The sequence below is a fragment of the Bradyrhizobium uaiense genome, assembly GCF_010811875.1.
GTDB classification, from domain to species: domain Bacteria; phylum Pseudomonadota; class Alphaproteobacteria; order Rhizobiales; family Xanthobacteraceae; genus Bradyrhizobium; species Bradyrhizobium uaiense.
In genome coordinates this window covers 1-16,903 of record NZ_VKHP01000036.1, presented here as the reverse complement: position 1 = coordinate 16,903, position 16,903 = coordinate 1, and the positions used below count along the sequence as shown (strand labels likewise).

General features: G+C 64.2%; 17 protein-coding genes. 9 read left to right on the top strand and 8 right to left on the bottom strand.

The window, feature by feature from the left end:
- Positions 1–8: 8 nt before the first annotated feature.
- Together FNJ47_RS11700 and FNJ47_RS11695 are read right to left on the bottom strand one after the other, a co-directional pair.
- Positions 9–1,553 (bottom strand): acyl-CoA synthetase, encoded by a 1,545-nt coding sequence (locus FNJ47_RS11700; RefSeq protein ID WP_163153224.1) that lies wholly within the window; start codon positions 1,551–1,553, stop codon positions 9–11.
- 128 nt (positions 1,554–1,681) lie between these two features.
- On the bottom strand, positions 1,682–2,494 hold the full coding sequence (locus tag FNJ47_RS11695; RefSeq protein WP_163153223.1) for a crotonase/enoyl-CoA hydratase family protein: 813 nt from the start codon (positions 2,492–2,494) through the stop codon (positions 1,682–1,684).
- 101 nt (positions 2,495–2,595) lie between these two features.
- On the opposite strand from FNJ47_RS11695, the gene FNJ47_RS11690 reads away from it, so the two are divergent.
- Both FNJ47_RS11690 and FNJ47_RS11685 read left to right on the top strand, forming a co-directional pair.
- The gene (locus FNJ47_RS11690; protein ID WP_163153222.1) at positions 2,596–3,471 is read left to right on the top strand and encodes an SDR family oxidoreductase; all 876 of its coding nucleotides are present in this window, start codon (positions 2,596–2,598) and stop codon (positions 3,469–3,471) included.
- Between the two features lie 243 nt (positions 3,472–3,714).
- Positions 3,715–5,295, top strand: coding sequence for a fatty acid--CoA ligase (locus tag FNJ47_RS11685; protein ID WP_163153221.1), 1,581 nt, complete (start codon positions 3,715–3,717; stop codon positions 5,293–5,295).
- A gap of 150 nt (positions 5,296–5,445) precedes the next feature.
- Here the strand turns inward: FNJ47_RS11685 and FNJ47_RS11680 are convergent, their stop codons facing one another.
- Together FNJ47_RS11680 and FNJ47_RS11675 are read right to left on the bottom strand one after the other, a co-directional pair.
- Positions 5,446–5,919, bottom strand: a complete 474-nt coding sequence (locus FNJ47_RS11680; protein ID WP_163153220.1) for a GFA family protein — start codon at positions 5,917–5,919, stop codon at positions 5,446–5,448.
- A 29-nt stretch (positions 5,920–5,948) separates the two neighbouring features.
- Positions 5,949–7,223 (bottom strand): acyl-CoA dehydrogenase family protein, encoded by a 1,275-nt coding sequence (locus tag FNJ47_RS11675; RefSeq protein ID WP_163153219.1) that lies wholly within the window; start codon positions 7,221–7,223, stop codon positions 5,949–5,951.
- Between the two features lie 220 nt (positions 7,224–7,443).
- On the opposite strand from FNJ47_RS11675, the gene FNJ47_RS11670 reads away from it, so the two are divergent.
- Positions 7,444–8,223 carry an enoyl-CoA hydratase-related protein gene (locus FNJ47_RS11670; protein ID WP_050420077.1) on the top strand — a complete coding sequence of 260 codons (780 nt, stop codon included), beginning with the start codon at positions 7,444–7,446 and terminating at the stop codon, positions 8,221–8,223.
- 133 nt (positions 8,224–8,356) lie between these two features.
- On the opposite strand, the gene FNJ47_RS11665 is transcribed toward FNJ47_RS11670, so the two are convergent.
- The 3 genes from FNJ47_RS11665 to FNJ47_RS11655 are packed head-to-tail and all read right to left on the bottom strand — an operon-like array spanning position 8,357 to position 10,516.
- Positions 8,357–8,737: a DUF6285 domain-containing protein gene (locus FNJ47_RS11665; RefSeq protein ID WP_163153218.1), complete on the bottom strand. Its 381-nt coding sequence runs from the start codon at positions 8,735–8,737 to the stop codon at positions 8,357–8,359.
- A 1-nt stretch (position 8,738) separates the two neighbouring features.
- A complete protein-coding gene (locus FNJ47_RS11660; RefSeq protein ID WP_163153217.1) occupies positions 8,739–9,725 on the bottom strand; it encodes a phosphotransferase family protein in 987 nt (328 codons plus the stop codon).
- A complete protein-coding gene (locus tag FNJ47_RS11655) occupies positions 9,722–10,516 on the bottom strand; it encodes an enoyl-CoA hydratase/isomerase (RefSeq protein WP_163153216.1) in 795 nt (264 codons plus the stop codon). Before FNJ47_RS11655 ends, FNJ47_RS11660 begins: the two co-directional genes overlap by 4 nt.
- A gap of 165 nt (positions 10,517–10,681) precedes the next feature.
- On the opposite strand from FNJ47_RS11655, the gene FNJ47_RS11650 reads away from it, so the two are divergent.
- The 5 genes from FNJ47_RS11650 to FNJ47_RS11630 all read left to right on the top strand — a co-directional run bounded on the left by FNJ47_RS11650 (position 10,682) and on the right by FNJ47_RS11630 (position 14,925).
- Positions 10,682–11,464, top strand: a complete 783-nt coding sequence (locus tag FNJ47_RS11650) for an SDR family NAD(P)-dependent oxidoreductase (RefSeq protein WP_163153215.1) — start codon at positions 10,682–10,684, stop codon at positions 11,462–11,464.
- Positions 11,465–11,881: 417 nt separating this feature from the next.
- Positions 11,882–12,259 (top strand): VOC family protein, encoded by a 378-nt coding sequence (locus FNJ47_RS11645; RefSeq protein ID WP_163153214.1) that lies wholly within the window; start codon positions 11,882–11,884, stop codon positions 12,257–12,259.
- Positions 12,260–12,434: 175 nt separating this feature from the next.
- Positions 12,435–13,709 carry an acyl-CoA dehydrogenase family protein gene (locus FNJ47_RS11640; RefSeq protein WP_163153213.1) on the top strand — a complete coding sequence of 425 codons (1,275 nt, stop codon included), beginning with the start codon at positions 12,435–12,437 and terminating at the stop codon, positions 13,707–13,709.
- 308 nt (positions 13,710–14,017) lie between these two features.
- Positions 14,018–14,635, top strand: coding sequence for a flavin reductase family protein (locus FNJ47_RS11635; protein ID WP_163153212.1), 618 nt, complete (start codon positions 14,018–14,020; stop codon positions 14,633–14,635).
- A 14-nt stretch (positions 14,636–14,649) separates the two neighbouring features.
- Entirely contained in the window at positions 14,650–14,925 is a 276-nt protein-coding gene (locus FNJ47_RS11630; RefSeq protein WP_163153211.1) for a GNAT family N-acetyltransferase, read from the top strand.
- Between the two features lie 143 nt (positions 14,926–15,068).
- Here the strand turns inward: FNJ47_RS11630 and yghU are convergent, their stop codons facing one another.
- Positions 15,069–15,944, bottom strand: a complete 876-nt coding sequence (yghU, locus tag FNJ47_RS11625; RefSeq protein ID WP_163153210.1) for a glutathione-dependent disulfide-bond oxidoreductase — start codon at positions 15,942–15,944, stop codon at positions 15,069–15,071.
- Positions 15,945–16,220: 276 nt separating this feature from the next.
- On the opposite strand from yghU, the gene FNJ47_RS11620 reads away from it, so the two are divergent.
- A partial coding sequence (locus FNJ47_RS11620) for a nitronate monooxygenase (protein ID WP_163153209.1) occupies positions 16,221–16,903 on the top strand: 683 nt, incomplete at its 3' end.

The following is a 16,903-nucleotide window of genomic DNA, read 5'->3' as shown; positions in this document are numbered from 1 at the left end:
TGCGGTTCCTAGATCCTCCGCCCTGCCCGCTCCCAATACGGGTCGCGCAGCCGGCGCTTGAAGATCTTCCCGGAATCCTCGCGCGGCAGGTTGGTCTGGATCTCGATGTGCTTGGGCACCTTGTAGTCGGCAAGCGCGGTCTTGAGCTGGGCGCGGACCGAGGCGATGTCGAGCGTCACGCCCGGCTGCGGCTCGACCACCGCCATCAGCGCTTCGCCGAATTCCGCATCGGGAATGCCGAACACCGCGCAGTCGTGCACGCCGGGAACAGCATGCAGCACCGCCTCGATCTCGGCCGGGTAGATGTTGACGCCACCCGAGATCACCATGTCGCGCTTGCGGTCGCAGATGAAGACGTAGCCGTCCGCGTCGATATAGCCGACATCGCCCGAGGTGATGAATCCCTGCCGGTCGATCTCGGCGCGCTTCTCGGACTTGTTGTGATAGGTGAAATCGGGATTGCCCGCGATCCGCGAATAGATCTCGCCGATCTCGCCCTGCGCCACCTCGTTGCCGTCGTCACCGATGAAGCGCAGCTCGGCGCCGGGCGAGATCTTGCCGACCGTACCCGGCTTCTTCAGCGCGTCCTCCGACGTCGCGAACGTCACCGCGCCCGACTCGGTTGAGCCATAGAACTCATAGATCACCGGTCCCCACCATTCGATCATCGCGCGCTTGACGTCGGCCGGACACGGCGCGGCGGCATGGATGATGTGGCGCAGCGACGACATGTCGTATTTCCTGCGCACCTCCTCCGGCAGCTTCATCAGGCGGATGAACATCGTCGGCACCATGAAGATGGTGTCGATCTTCTCGCGCTCGATCAGTGCCAGAAATTCTTCAGCGTCGAAGCGCGGCATCAGCACCAGTACGCCGCCGAGCCTTCCCGAGCGCAACCCGAACGAATTCGGCGCCGAATGGTACAGCGGTCCCGGCAGGATCGCGCGCGCGCCGGGCCTCAGGCCATAGATCATCCCGCGCATCGCTTCCGCATTGGCGGTCTGCTCCGGCGTCGGCGCGAAGCGGCGGACGCCCTTCGGATGGCCTGTCGTGCCCGAGGTGTAGATCATGTTCTGCGGCTGCGGCACGACAGGGCCGTCATAGCGCGGGAACTGCGCCAGCCAGGACTCGAAATCGATCGCGAAGTCGGGTGTCGCGAGATGATCGGGATTGATCTTGTAATTGGCGAGGATTTCCGGCGGCGTCGGCACGCTGAGCACGGTGACATCATCAGGGATCGCGCCGCGCAGCGGATGCAGCATGTCGGCATGGCCGATCAGGACGCGCGTGCCGGAGTCCGTCAGCACGTAGTTGATCTCCTCCGGCTTGAAGTGCCAGTTGATCGGCACGCCATAGGCGCCGAGCCGCATCGCCGCGTAGGCGGCCTCGATGAAGGCGATGTCGTTGCGCATCAACATGCAGACGCTGTCGCCCGGCTTGACGCCGAGCTTGTTAAGGCCGGAGGCGATGCGCTCGGTGCGCTCGGCGACCGCTGCGTGATCGCGCCGGCGGCCGCCGCTGACGATGCCGAGGAAGGGCTGGGACGTTTCCATTGTCGTTGTCCGATCTTGTGCCGGTTCGAAGTTAAGTCGTCATTCCGGGATGGTCCGAAGGACCAGACCCGGAACCTCGAGATTCCGGGTTCGATGCCACGCATCGCCCCGGAATGACACTGTGGCCACTATCCCGCATCCGCAAACTTCGGCGCGCGCTTCTCCAGATTGGCGCGCACGGATTCGGTCTGGTTCGGGCTGCCGAGCAGCTTCTGCTGCTCGACCGACTCCGCCAAGAGCGCGGCCGCCGGATCGACCGACAGGTTGTTCAGCATCCGCTTGGCAGCGCGGATCGCATCCGGGCTCTTGCCGGCGATCTCGCGCGCGACTTCGAGCGCAGCGGCGCGCGGATCGTCGCAGACGCGGGTGGCGAGGCCATAGCTTTGGGCTTCCTGCGCCGAGAATATCCGGCCGGTGTAGGTGAGCTCACGCAGGATATCGTCGCGCACGAGGCTCGCGAGGATCGGTGTTCCCGCCATGTCGGGGATGAGGCCCCACTTGATCTCCATGATCGACATCCGCGCATCCGGCGACAGGAAGCGCATGTCGGCACCGAGTGCGAGCTGGAAGCCGCCGCCGAAGGCGACACCGTGGACCGCGGCGATCACGGGCACCGGAAGCTGGCGCCAGCCCCAGACCGCCTGCTGCGGGAAATTGGCCTTGCCGTGCGTGCGGACCGTGAGATCGCGCTTCTCGCCGCCCGGCACCCCGTTACCGCCGTCCTTCATGGCGGCGAAACGGCCCATGTCGAGGCCAGCGCAGAAGGCCCGGCCCTCGCCGGACAGCACCACCACGCGAACGCCTTTTTCCTTGGAGAGCCGGTCGGTTGCGGCGACCAATGCCTCGAACATCGCGGCATCGAGCGCGTTCATCTTGTCCGCCCGCACCAGGCGGACATCGGCGATACCGTCCGAAATCGATATCGAAACGCGATCTTCCATTATTCCCTCCGCTTTGTTCCCTGAGTTGGCGCTTTACAGAAAGGCCGTTGTCCGCTTTTAGTCAATCGACCAATTAACTGACAACCCGCGTGGAGGAAACGATGTTCTCTGACCAGCTTCTTGCCGGGCGGCGCATACTGGTAACGGGTGGTGGCACCGGCCTTGGCAAGTCCATGGCCACCCGGTTCCTGCAGCTCGGGGCCGAGGTCCATATCTGCGGCCGCCGCAAGAGCGTTTGCGACGAGACCGCCACCGAACTGATGGCCGAATATGGCGGGCGCGTTGTCAGCCACGGCGTCGATATCCGCAACGCCATGGCGGTCGACGAGATGATCGAGGCGATCTGGACCACCAGCGGTCCGCTCACCGATCTCATCAACAACGCCGCCGGCAATTTCATCTCGCGCTCCGAAGAGCTCTCCGCGCGAGGGTTTGATGCCGTGGCCAACATCGTGATGCACGGCACCTTCTATGTGACGCATGCGGTGGGCCGGCGCTGGATCGCCGGTGGCCATCGCGGCAACGTGGTGTCGATCACCGTGACCTGGGTGCGCAACGGTTCGCCCTACGTGGTGCCGTCGGCGATGAGCAAGTCGGCGATCCACGCCATGACCATGTCGCTCGCGATCGAATGGGGCCGTCACGGCATCCGCCTCAACACCATCGCGCCAGGCGAGATTCCGACCGAGGGCATGAGCAAGCGCATCAAGCCCGGCGACGAGGCCGGCGCGCGCACCAAGGCGATGAACCCGATGGGCCGCGTCGGCACCATGGAGGAATTGCAGAACCTCGCGGTGTTCCTGATCTCCGGCGGCTGCGACTGGATCAACGGCGAGACCATCGCGATGGACGGCGCGCAGGCGCTGGCGATGGGCGGCAATTTCTACCAGCTCCGCGACTGGAGCGACGACGACTGGACCAAGGCCCGCGACTCGATCAAGGCGCAGAACGAGAAGGACCGCGCAGCGCGAGGTTAAGGCCCGCGCTCGGCCCTCAAACACTGCTGTCGCCCCGGCGAAAGCAGGGACCCATAACCACAGCCGTTTGTAAGCGCACACGCTGTGGCTCCAGCGGCGCGCCTCACGCAAATTCGTGGTTATGGGTCCCGGCTCAAGGCCGGGACGACGCTGTGGATGCATCGAGCCCAACACCCCGTATTGTTTTTCCCGCGCGATGCCGCCACACTCCGCGCAACCAAAACAAGACGTCACGGGGGAAACATGTCCGACGCGCCGAAACTGAGCAATCTTGCCGACATGGTGCGCGACCGCGCCAGCAGCCGCGGCGATGCGCTGGCCTATGAGTTCGAGGGACGGCAAACCTCCTTCGCCGAATTCGACGTCGAGACCAACCGCGTCGCCAATGCGCTGATCGCGATGGGCGTGAAGAAGGGCGAGCGCATCGCCTATCTCGGCAAGAACAGCGACTTCTATTTCGAGCTCTTGATGGGTGCGATGAAGGCCGGCGTGGTGATGGCGCCGGTGAACTGGCGCCTCGCAGGCCCCGAGGTCGCCTTCATCGTAGACGATTGCAAGGCGCCGATCCTGTTCGTCGGCCCCGAATTCATCACCCAGGCACGCAACATCAAGGACAAGCTGCCCAGCGTCCACACCATCATTACGACCGAGGGCGGCGCGCCGGAATGGCCCGATTTTCTCGCCTGGCGCGATGCACACAGCGGCAACGACCCGCGCATTGCGATCGAGCCGAAGGACATCGCGATCCAGCTCTACACCTCGGGCACCACGGGCAAGCCTAAGGGCGCGATGCTGTCGCACGCCAACTTCCTCAACCTCGTGCAGAGCGGCAACGAGGCCGAAAAGCCCGAATGGAACCGATGGACCACCGAAGACGTCTCGCTGGTCGCGATGCCGATCTTCCACATCGGCGGCTCCGGCTGGGGTGTGATGGGACTCTACCACGGCGCCCGCGGCGTGATCGCGCGTGAATTCGATCCGACCAAGGTGCTCGACTTCTTCGAGCAGTCCGGCATCACCAAGCTGTTCATGGTGCCGGCGGCGATGCAGTTCGTGGTGCGGCAGCCCCGCGCGCGGCAGGTCGACTTTTCGCGTTTGAAGTACATGCTTTATGGCGCCTCCCCGATCCCGGCCGCGCTGCTGAAGGAGTGCATCGAGGTCTTCAAATGCGGCTTCGTGCAGATGTACGGCATGACCGAGACGACCGGCACCATCGTCGCGCTGCCCCCGGAGGATCACATTGAAGGGCTCGACCGGATGCGCTCGGCCGGCAAGGCGCTGGCCGGCGTGGAGCTCGCGATCCTCGACGAGAACGGCAAGCCGCTGCCGCCGGGCGAGGTCGGCGAGATCGCCACCCGCTCCGGCTCCAACATGGCCGGCTACTGGAATCTGCCCGAGGCCACCGCGCGCACCATCGACGGCGACGGCTGGCTGCGCACCGGCGATGCCGGCTACATGGACAAGGATGGCTATCTCTATATCCATGATCGCATCAAGGACATGATTATCTCCGGCGGCGAGAACATCTATCCGGCCGAGGTCGAGAGCGCGCTGTGCGACCACCCCGACGTGGCGGAAGCCGCCGTGATCGGCATTCCCGACGACAAATGGGGCGAGGCGGTGAAAGCGGTGGTGGTGATGAAGCCGGGCAAGAGCGCGAGCGCGACCGACATCATCAACTTCACCCGCGAGCGGATCGCCGGCTACAAGACGCCGAAATCGGTCGACTTCATCCCCGCGCTGCCGCGCAACCCGTCAGGCAAGATCCTGCGGCGCAGCCTGCGTGAACCGTACTGGGTGGGCAAGGACCGGCAGGTGAATTAGTTCTCTCTGTCGTCCCGGCGCAGGCCGGAACCCATAACCACCGCTGTTCTTGGTGGTAACACGCTGGGGCCACATCTCGCTCCATCAACGACCTCTTGTGGTTATGGGTCCCTGCTTTCGCAGGGACGACGGTGGAGAGAGTGATCCGCATCACGCCTTCTTCATCCGCTCCCGCAACACCCGCCAGCGCTCCAGCGCCTCCTGCGGCCAGACCTCCCTCCGATCGTAATACTCGGCAAACACCTTGGCGCCCGGCGGGAACGTCACCCAAGGCTGCTTCGACGAGGTGAAGATGTGAACGTCAGGCGGGCACTGACTCGGATCGTCCAGCGTGCCGACGCGGACGAAGCGTACCGCCGGTCCCGAGCCCGGATAGTTGCTCCAGACAGCGACCTTGCAGCGCGGGCAGCGCGCGATCTTCTGGCCCTTGCCGCTTGCCGACGGCGTGTCGACGATCTCGGGCTCGGCCGCGACGTGCGCGACCCGTTCGGCCTCGTACATCGCATTGAGTGCGTGCACCGTACCTGTCTCGCGCTGGCACCATGTGCAGTGGCAGGCGTGCACGATCATCGGCCTGCCGTTGAGGCGGTAGCGGACGTTTCTGCAGGTGCATCCACCTTCCATGTCGTACCGCCTCCATTCTTGTTACCGTCTCAGTGCTTGCCGGCTCCCATGTAGCCGAACAGGAAGCCTGCCACCTTGCGCTTCTGGATTTCCTCGCTGCCTTCAGTGATGCGATAGCGGCGGTGGTGGCGGTAGATGTGCTCGAACGGCTTGTGGCGCGAATAGCCCATGCCGCCATGCACCTGCATCGCGCGGTCGGCGGCCTCGCAACACAGACGGTTTGCCCAGAAATTGCACATCGAGACCCGATCCGACAGCGTGTGCTCGACCTGCGCCTGGGTCAGCTGATCCATCTCCCAGGCGGTCTTTCGGATCAACAGCCGCAGCATCTCGGCCTGGGTCGCGAGCTCGACCAGCGGCCACTGGATCGCCTGGTTCTCGGCCAGCGCCTTGCCGAACGGCTTGCGCTCGCGGGCATATTTCACGCTCTCATTGATACAGTAGACCGCAGCGCCGAGCGAGCTCGCCGCCTGGCGGATGCGGTTCTCGTGCACGAAGCATTGCGCCAGCGACAGGCCGCGGCCGACCTCGCCGAACTGCGCATCCTCGGGCACGAATACGTCGGTGAAGCTGACGCGCGGATGATCGGTCGGCATGTTGAAGGTCCACATGTACTCCTCGACCTTCACGCCCGGCGATTTCGCCGGCACCAGGAAGCAGCTGATGCCGCGGGCATCGCCGTCATTGCCGGAAGTGCGGGCAAACAGCGCGCAGTGCGTGGCGACATGCATGCCTGTCGTCCACATCTTCTCGCCATTGATGATCCAGCCCTTGACGTTGTCGCGCGTGGCCTGGACCGCCTTTGTCTCCATATGCGTGGCATCGGAGCCGTGCTCAGGCTCCGTGAGGCCGAACGTGATGCGGTACTTGCCGGTGATCGAGCCGTCGATCATCGCCTTCTGCTCGTCGGTTCCATAACGGTCGAGCATGGTCACGAGCGGCAGATTGCCGACGATCGAATGCTCGTTCTGCAGATCGTTGTGCAGGCCGAGACCCTTTGAGGCAAAATGCTCGCGGATGACAGCCATCCAGAGGTTGGAGCCGTCCTTGCCGCCGTAGCGCTTCGGGATCGCGAAACGCAGATGGCCAGCGGCATCGGCCAGGTTCTTGACCTTGCGCAGCAACAGCTCCCATTCGTGGCGCGGCAGGCCGCCCTTGTCGAAATCGGTGCGCGCCCATTCGCGGCGATGATCGAAGAAGCGGATGTTGTCGTCGGCCGCTTCCAGCGGCTTGATCTCGCGTTCGATGAAGCGATCGAGCTCGGCGAGATAGGCTGTCAGGTCAGCCGGCAGATTGAAATCCAAGGCGGTCACTCCCGAAATTTTTATTGATTCTGGTTTTGCGTTTAGACGCTATCGCGCATCCGCGTTCGGATCGATTAAGGTGAGAAGCAAGCGGCCAAGTCAAGCAGGCGAGTGAGGCTTGCGCGCGCGGTCGCGTTGCGTAATTGGATGGCACGGAACGACGCGCAGGCGCTAGGATATCAGCAATATTCTTCGCCGCAGAAAATCGACGGGAGCAAACATGGATCTGAAATTCTCCAAGGTGACGCGCAAGGGTCCCATCACCATCGTGACGCTGTCGCGGCCCGAGGTTTACAACGCGCTGCATATCGACGCGCATTTCGAGCTCAACAAGGTGTTCGACGACTTCTCCGCCGACCCCGAGCAGTGGGTCGCGATCGTCACCGGCGCCGGTGACAAGGCGTTCTGCGCCGGCAACGACCTGAAATGGCAGGCCGCCGGCGGCAAGCGCGGTTGGGACAAGGGCGGCTTCGCCGGCCTCACCACCCGCTTCGACTGCGACAAGCCGATCATCGCCGCCGTCAACGGCGTCGCGATGGGCGGCGGGTTCGAGGTCGCGCTGGCTTGCGACCTGATCATCGCCGCGGAGAATGCGACCTTTGCCCTGCCCGAGCCGCGCGTCGGCCTCGCCGCGCTCGCCGGCGGCCTGCAACGGCTGCCGCGGCAGATCGGGCTGAAGCGCGCGATGGGCATGATCCTGACCGCGCGCCATGTCAGCGCCAAGGAAGGCCTCGAGCTCGGCTTCGTCAACGAAGTGGTGCCGCAGGGCGAGGCGCTGGCGGCGGCCGAGCGCTGGGCCGAGACCATCACGAAGAACTCGCCGATGTCAATCCGCGCCTCCAAGCAGGCGATCCAGAAGGGCCTCGAAGTCTCGCTCGAACAGGCCATGACCGAGCAGCGCGAATATCCTGCGGTGAAGGCGATGGCCGCCTCGCAGGATTACATCGAGGGCCCGAAGGCGTTCTCGGAGAAGCGTCCGCCGAAGTGGCTGGGGCGGTAATCGCTCTCTCCACTCGACGTCCCGGGATGCGCCGAAGGCGCAGGCCTGGAATCCATACTCACGATCGTGGTTATGGATTCCGGGCTCGTCGCTTCGCGCCGCCCCGGAATGACGTGGGTTGTTCTGGCGCGCACTACCCGCTCTTATTCCCTAGCTCCCGCTTGTACGACGCGTAATTCGGCTGGTCGACGGCGAGCTTGTCCATCGTCGTCTGCCAGAGATGCTCCGATAGCCCCGGCGTTGTCAGATCGACCTCGCCGCTCGCGATCCTCTCCGACAGCGCGCGGTTCAGCTCGATCAGCGAGCCGTCGGCGCCGAGCAGCGCTTTCAGCCGCGCCGCCTCGGTCGCATCGCCGGCCTCGGCAAGCGCCAATTGCCGCGTCACCAGGTCGAGCGCGTTGATGCCGACGCGGAGCTTGAAGCTGTTGTGGCCCTTGATCGCGGGCGCGATCTCGTTGCGCAGGAAATCAGCGACCGCCTTGATCAGCTCGGTGGTTGTCGGTTCGTCCTGCATCTCAACGACCTCTCGATGCCAGCAAGCGCAGCAAATCGATCTCGGTCTCGGACGCGCGCCGCCCGATCATCGCGCGCTCCATCGAGTGATCGGGGCCGAGGCGGAAGCGCTGCATCATGCCGCAGCACATCACGCCCCAGCGCAGCGTGCCCATCACTTCCCAGAACATCACGCGATCGGGGTCGGCCTTGCGGCCGGCTTCTTCGTAGCCTGCGAACAGATCATCGCGCGTGCCGAAACCGCCGACCGGCTTGTCGATCTCGCCGAACCGCCATGAATTGACGCAGATCCACCCCAAATCCTCCATGGGGTCACCGAAATGCGCGAGCTCCCAGTCGAGCACCGCGCGCACCCCGTCGGGACCGATGATCAGGTTGCCGTGGCGGAAATCGCCATGCACCAGCGTGACCTCGGACGACGGACCGGGATCGTGATCGCGCAGCCAGCGCAGCGCCAGCTCGAACACCGGCCGCGGCCAGTTGAAGCTGTGATACTCGCGGGAGAGATCCTCGATCTCCTTGGTCGCCGTCAGGCCGCGCAGCTTCGGCAACTTGGCTTGCGGCAGGCTGTGAATGCCGGCGATGACTCGGCCGAGCTGGCGCGCCAGCAGCGGCCGAGCATTGGCATATTCCTCGTCGCGCAAAATCTTCCGCGCGATGGTCTCGCCTTCGACCCGCGCCATGATGAAGCCGCGGCCGAGGCCGTCCTCCGGCGTCAGCACATGCATCACCTTCGGCGACGGCAGGCCCGCGTCATGCGCGAGTTGCATCAGCGTGGCCTCGGCGTCGAGCCCGGCGGCGCGGCCGGGCGCGGCACCGTAGCCGGGCGGCGCGCGGCGCAGGATCGCGCCGACAGTGCCGTTCGGGTGCACGATGTCGAACGTCCAGGTCTCCTGGCTGGCGCCGCCGGAGAGCTTGGCGGCGCCGGTGACGCCCGTTGCGCCCGGATGAAACGCGGCGACGCAGCGCCCGAGTTCGGTCTCGATCATTTGCCCTTGAACTTCGCCGGCCGCTTCTCGAGGAATGCGGTGACACCTTCTTTGAAATCCTCGGCGCCGCCTGCGATCCGCTGCGACTCGAATTCCAGATTGAGCTGATCCTCGAGCGTGTTTTCCGGGCTGTCCCAGTAGAGCTTGCGGATCAGCGACAGCGCCACCGTCGGGCCGTTGGCGAGATCGTGCGCCATCTTCATCGTCTCTTCCATCAGCACGCCGTCGTCATAGACACGGTTGACGAGGCCCCATTCCAGCGCCTTCTCGGCCGGCAGCCGCTCGCCGAGCAGCGACAGCTCGACCGAACGCGCCTTGCCGATCAGCCGCGGCAGCAGCCAGGTCGAGCCGCAATCCGGCACCAGGCCGATGCGGCGGAACGCCTGCAGGAAGTAGGACGAGCGCGCGCACAGGATGAGGTCGCCCATCAATGCGAAGCTCATGCCGGCGCCGGCCGCCGGGCCGTTCACGGCCGTCACGATCGGACAGTGCAGCTTACGCAATCGGCGCAGGAACGGATGGAACGCGGTCTCCAGTGCGGCGCCGGCGTTGCTCTTGCCGGGCTTCTGCTGCTGGTTGCGGCCCTGCAGATTGGCTCCGGTGCAGAAGGCACGGCCTGTGCCCGTGATCACCAGGCAGCGCACCTCGTCGCGCTTGTCGTCGATCGCATCGAGCGCCTCGGCAAGGCCGCCGAGCATGTCGATCGACACCGCGTTCATGACTTCCTGATGGTCGAGCCTGAGGATCGCGACCGATCCGTCGAAGTCGAGCGTGACGTGTTTGAACTGCATGGTTTCCTCGTTACGTTGTCTTGCTTACGTTGTCTTGGCGGTTGGTACCGCGGTAGGTCGATGGGTCGACCCATATTTGATTTTTGTGCCGGGCTTGTCCATGGTCGACGGCAAGCCCATCTGTGAACGCGTGATTAGCGCGCACCAAACCAAATGGAAACCCCAATGAGTGGCATCTTCGATCTCACCGGCCGCGTCGCTGTCATCACCGGCGGCAATGGCGGCATCGGCCTTGGCATCGCGCAGGCGCTCAACGCCGCCGGCTGCAACGTCGCGATCTGGGGCCGCAACGCGGAAAAAAACGCCAACGCCGCAGCTTCGATGAAGGCCGGGCCCGGCAAGGTCTCGACGCAATTCTGCGACGTCAGCGATCCCGGCTCGGTCAAGACCGCGATGAAGGCAACGCTCGACACCTTCGGCCGCGTCGACGGCTGCTTCGCCAATGCCGGCATCGGCGGCGGCGGGCGCCGCTCCTTCATCGACCGCACCGAGGAGGAATGGCGCAAGATGTTCGCGACCAATCTCGACGGCGTGTTTCATGTATTCCAGGCTGCGGCACGCCACATGACCGAGCGGTCTGAAGCCGGCGACAAGTTCGGCCGCCTGGTCGCAACCTCGAGCCTCGCCTCGCTGTTCGGCACCGCGCGCAACGAGCACTATGCCGGCACCAAGGCCGCGCTGAATGCGCTGTGCCGCGCGCTCGGCGTCGAGCTCGCCCGCCACGGCGTGACCGCAAATGCGATCCTGCCGGGCTGGATCAAGAGCGACATGACCGCCGGCATCATGGCCAACGACAAGTTCGTCGCCAACGTGATGCCGCGCATTCCGGTGCGCCGCTTCGGCGAGCCGAGCGATTTCGGCGGCATCGCCGTCTATCTCATGAGCAAGGCATCGTCGTATCATACGGCGGACTGTTTTGTGATCGACGGCGGGTACACGGCGTTTTGAGAGCTGCGACGCGTCCACATTCACCGCCGTCGTCCCGGCGAAGGCCGGGACCCATACGCCGCGGCGGATGTTGTGAACGGGACTCGCTATTCCGACATCGCGCAACGACGATCATTTGTGGTTGTGGGTCCCGACCTTCGCTGGGGCGACACTGAATTTTGTGATAGCGGCGCGACGTTTCTCCTTCGTCATTCCGGAGCAGCCCGAAGGGCTGAGCCCGGAATCCATTGGACTGCAAAACAAGTGGATGAATGGATTCCGGGCTCTCGCTTCGCGAGCCACGGAACGACGAGAGTGAATCGCTTCAGAACAGTGCGCGACGCCGCGTCGCTTCCGTCGCGACAAAACTGCTGCTAGCGTTCTTGCCGTAAGGACGCACAAGGCGACTTTCGCGAACAAGCAGGGAGGATATTTCAGATGTTTTCACACGTGATGGTTGGCACCAACGATCTGGACAAGGCCAAGGCGTTCTATGATGCGCTGCTTGGCACGCTCGATGTCCGGCCGGCCCGGGTCGACGGTCACCGCATCATGTACCTGACCAAGGCAGGCATTTTCATGGTGTCCAAGCCGATCAACGGCGAGCCGGCGACGCACGCCAATGGCGGCACGATCGGCTTTGCCTGCTCTTCGCCTGAGCAGGTCCATGCCTGGCACGCGGCCGGCGTTGCCAATGGCGGCAAGCCCTGCGAGGATCCGCCGGGTGTACGCGAAGGAGGCGGCATCAAGCTCTACCTCGCTTATCTGCGCGATCTCGACGGCAACAAGATCTGCGCAATGCACCGGATGACATAGCCGGCCCCGCCGGAGTCTTTTTCACGCTGCATGCGGCGGCGTTCAAACAACGTTTGAAACGCCGTCGCCAAATTCCGCGATGCGGTAGAGATCCTGCGAAAATCGGTGCTCGCGCTTCACGTCGCACGCGTCTATTGTCCGCCGCGAAACGCGCCTTCGCGAGGGAGAAAAGACAATGAAGCATGCCTATGTGCCGCGCACCACGAACTACACGCTCAATCCGGGCGACGAACTCAACGACCTCCGGATGTCGGACAAGGTCCGCCCGCTCTACGATCATGTGAAGCAGTTCATCCGCGACACCGTCGACCCGATGTCGGTCGAGTTCTATCGCGCCGGCGAGAAGAAAACCAACCGCTGGAGCTTCACCGACGAACAGCTCGCGATCCTGCAGAAGGCCAAGGACAAGGCCAAGGAAGTCGGTCTCTGGAACTTCTTCCTGCCCGACGCCGAAACCGGCGATGGCCTCAACAACCTCGACTACGCCTATATCGCCGCTGAGCTCGGCAAGAGCCCGCTGGCCTCCGAGACCATGAACTGCTCGGCGCCCGACACCGGCAACATGGAGGTGCTGGAGCGCGTCGGCACCAAGGCGCAGAAGGAGAAGTGGCTGAAGCCGCTGCTCAACGGCGAGATCCGCTCGGCCTATGCGATGACCGAGCCGAACGTCGCCTCCTCCGACGCCAAGAACATCTCGACCACCGCAAAGCTCGTCGGCGACGAGTGGGTGATCAACGGCGAGAAGTATTACATCTCAGGCGCCGGCGATCCGCGCTGCAAGATCATGATCGTGATGGTGAAGACCAACCCCGATGCGGCGCCGAGCAAGCAGCAGTCGCAGATCCTGGTCCCGATCGACACCCCCGGCGTCGAAATCCTCGGCCCGATGCACGTGTTCGGCCATGACCACGCGCCGCGCGGCCACATGCATCTGCGCTTCAACAATTGCAAGGTGCCGAAGGAGAACATGCTGCTCGGCGAAGGCCGCGGCTTCGAGATCTCGCAGGTCCGCCTCGGACCTGGCCGCATCCATCACTGCATGCGCACCATCGGCAAGGCCGAGAAGGCGCTCGACATGATGGTGCAGCGTGGCCTGACCCGCGAAGCGTTCGGCAAGAAGATCGCCCATCTCGGCGGCAACATGCAGATCATCGCCCAGGCCCGTTGCGAAATCGAGGCGATGCGGCTGATGGTGCTGAAGGCGGCCAAGGCGATGGACGTGCTCGGCAACAAGGAAGCCCGCGTCTGGGTCTCGATGGTCAAGGCCATGGTCCCCGAGCGCGCCTGCAAGGTGATCGACCAGGCGATCCAGATGCACGGCGCCACCGGCATCTCGCAGTGGTCGCCGCTCGGCGAAATGTACCAGGACGTCCGCCATCTGCGCTTCGCCGACGGTCCGGACGAGGTGCACTGGATGGTGGTCGGCCGTCATGAACTGAGCATGACGTAGTTCCTACCCTCCCTCTCCCCGCGCTTCGCGGGGGGAGGGCTGCCTCCGCAGGGACGCTCTGCCAAAATATCGAAAACAACCCCATGCAAAGTAGCCGGCCGGCGTTCGACACGGCAACTTGACACGTCGGGCAACTCAGCGGCATAATTCTATTATTCGGAATTTTGCCCAGAATCGTAAGGCGGGTTAGCGCAAGCGTAACCCGCCTTTTACTTTGCGGTCCGTCAGCGGCGGGTTACGCTTCCGCCTTCGCTCTTCGAGCTACGGCGGACAAGTCGCTAACCCATCCCACATTTCGGATCATCCCCATGGAATACGCCGCAAGCGACCTCACCCAGCGCGAACGCTACAAGGTGCTGACCTCCTTCGTGCTGCCGCGGCCGATCGCATGGGTGACGAGCCAAAACGCTGATGGCGTGGTCAATGCGGCGCCGTTCTCGTTCTTCAACGTGTTCTGCGAGGACCCGCCGCTCTGCATGTTCGCGGTCAACCGCCGGCCCGACGGACGCGAGAAGGACACGATGCTCAACATCCAACGATCAGGCGAATTCGTGGTGAACCTGACCGACGAGCCGCTGGCGCGCGCGATGCACGAGAGCTCGGGCGACTTCCCGCCCGAGATCGGCGAGCCCGATTATCTCGGCCTGAAGCTCGCGCCATCCAGCAAGATCGCGGTGCCCCGGCTTGCCGACGCGCCGTTCGCGATGGAGTGCAAGACCTGGAAGCTGATCGACGTCAACGGCGATCGCGAACTCATCATGGGCGAAGGCATTCACTTCCACATCCGCGACGAATTGTGGGATCGCGAAGCGATGCGCGTCCATATGGACCGCTACCACCCGATCGGTCGCATGTTCGCCGATCGCTACTGCCGCACCGACGACCGCGTGGTGTTTCCCGCAGCCGAAGGGGCAAAGACGAAATAGCCGAGGACAACACAATGAGTGAAGCATTCCGCGACAACGAGGCGCAGAGCCGGTTCGAACTCGCCGTCGACGGCGCCACCGCCTTCGTGGTCTACCGCAAGACGCCGGACACGATTACGCTGGTTCATACCGAAGTGCCGCCGGAGCTCGGCGGCCGCGGCATCGGCTCCAGGATCGCGCGCGCCACGCTCGACGCCGTCCGCGCGCAGGGCATCAAGCTCGTCGTGAAATGCGAGTTCATCCAGGGCTTCATGAAGAAGCATCCGGAGTATGATGATTTGTTGGGGTGAAGCACGGATTCGTAGCGCGGGTTAGCCCACCGGGTCCGCGCGAAGCGCGGCCCGATGACACGCTCCGGCGTAACCCGCCGATCTTTGTGAGGGCATGACGGCGGATTACGCCTTCGACTAATCCGCCCTACAAGGCTACGCAGCTACGACGCCGCTTGCTCGACCTTGTCCTGCGTCTTCGTCTCGAAATCGCTGGCGTCATGGCGCTCGTGGAGTTGGCTCGACGGTTCGCCCCAGGTGCGGTTGACCATGCGGCCGCGCTTGACCGCGGGCCGCGCCGCGATCGCGTCGGTCCAGCGCTGCACGTTCTTGTAGTCCTGCACCGAGAGAAATTCGCCGCCACCGTAAAGCAGGCCCTTGGCCAGTCCGCCGTACCAGGGCCACACCGCCATGTCGGCGATCGTGTAGACATCGCCTGCGAGATATTCGTTGTCGGCGAGCCTGCGGTCGAGCACGTCGAGCTGACGCTTCACCTCCATCGCAAAGCGGTCGATGGCGTATTCGATCTTGGTCGGCGCATAGGCATAGAAATGCCCGAAGCCGCCGCCGAGATACGGCGCCGAGCCCATCTGCCAGAACAGCCAGGAGAAGGTTTCGGCGCGCCTCTTGATGTCGGTCGGCAGGAAGGCGCCGAATTTCTCTGCGAGGTAGACCAGGATCGAACCCGACTCGAACACCCGGATCGGCTCGGGCCCGCTGCGGTCCATCAGCGCCGGGATCTTCGAGTTCGGATTGACCGCGACAAAGCCGCTGCCGAACTGATTGCCGTCGATCTTGATCAGCCAGGCGTCGTATTCCGCCCCCTTGTGGCCCGCGGCCAGCAGCTCTTCCAGCATCACGGTGACCTTGACGCCGTTCGGCGTCGCCAGCGAGTAGAGTTGCAGCGGATGGCGGCCGACCGGCAGCTCCTTGTCGTGGGTTGGGCCGGCGATCGGCCGGTTGATGCTGGCGAAGCGCCCGCCGCTCTCCTTGTTCCAGGTCCAGACTTTCGGCGGCTCGTAGGCAGGGGTGTCAGTCACGTCGTTGGCTCCCGGTTTTCGTTTTTCCATGGTGCGGCGACCGCCGCGCCCATCCGCATGCCCGCACTAGATGGTGGGCACGCCCGGCTTTGCCCACCCCCGCCGGATCGCATTTTCTATCCAGCGGAATGCACTGAGGGCGATGCAGCCAAGCAGCGCCTGCACGCAAGATCGACGCGGCCGAAACCCGCTTGGCTTCGTCGACCGTGATGCGCTAGCGTTGCAGGGGCTGATGCCAACGAGCACAAGAAGCAGCCGCCGGGAGAAAACCAACTCATGAAATCACCGATCTGCGACATGCTGGGAATTGAATTCCCCCTGCTCGCTTTCAGCCATTGCCGCGACGTGGTGGCGGCGGTCAGCCGCGCCGGCGGCTTCGGCGTGTTCGGCGCGACCCGGTACTTGCCGGAGACGCTGGAGCAGGAGCTGAAATGGATCGACGCACATGTCGACGGCAAGCCCTACGGCATCGACGTGCTGATCCCGGAAAACATCTCGACCGCAGGTGAGAAGAACGTCACCTGGAGGAGCCTGGAGAAACGTGTCTCACAGGAGCACCGCGATTTCACCCGCAATCTGCTGAAGAAATACAACATCGAGCTCACAACGCAGAGCGTCGCCGACAACCAGCCGCAGCCGTTCGATGCGGAGACCGCGCTGCAACTGCTCGAGGTCTCGTTCCGCCATCCGATCCGACTGATCGCGAATGCGCTCGGCGTGCCGCCGAAGGCGATGATCGAGATGGGTCGCAAGCACGGCGTACCGGTGGCGGCGCTGGTCGGCTCCAAGGAGCATGCGCTGCGCCAGGTCGCGGCCGGCGTCGATATCCTCGTCGCGCAGGGCACCGAGGCCGGCGGCCATTGCGGCGAGGTCTCGACCATGGTGCTGGTGCCCGAGGTGATCAAGGCGATCAAGAAGATCCGCGACGTGCCGGTGCTCGCCGCCGGCGGCATCATGAC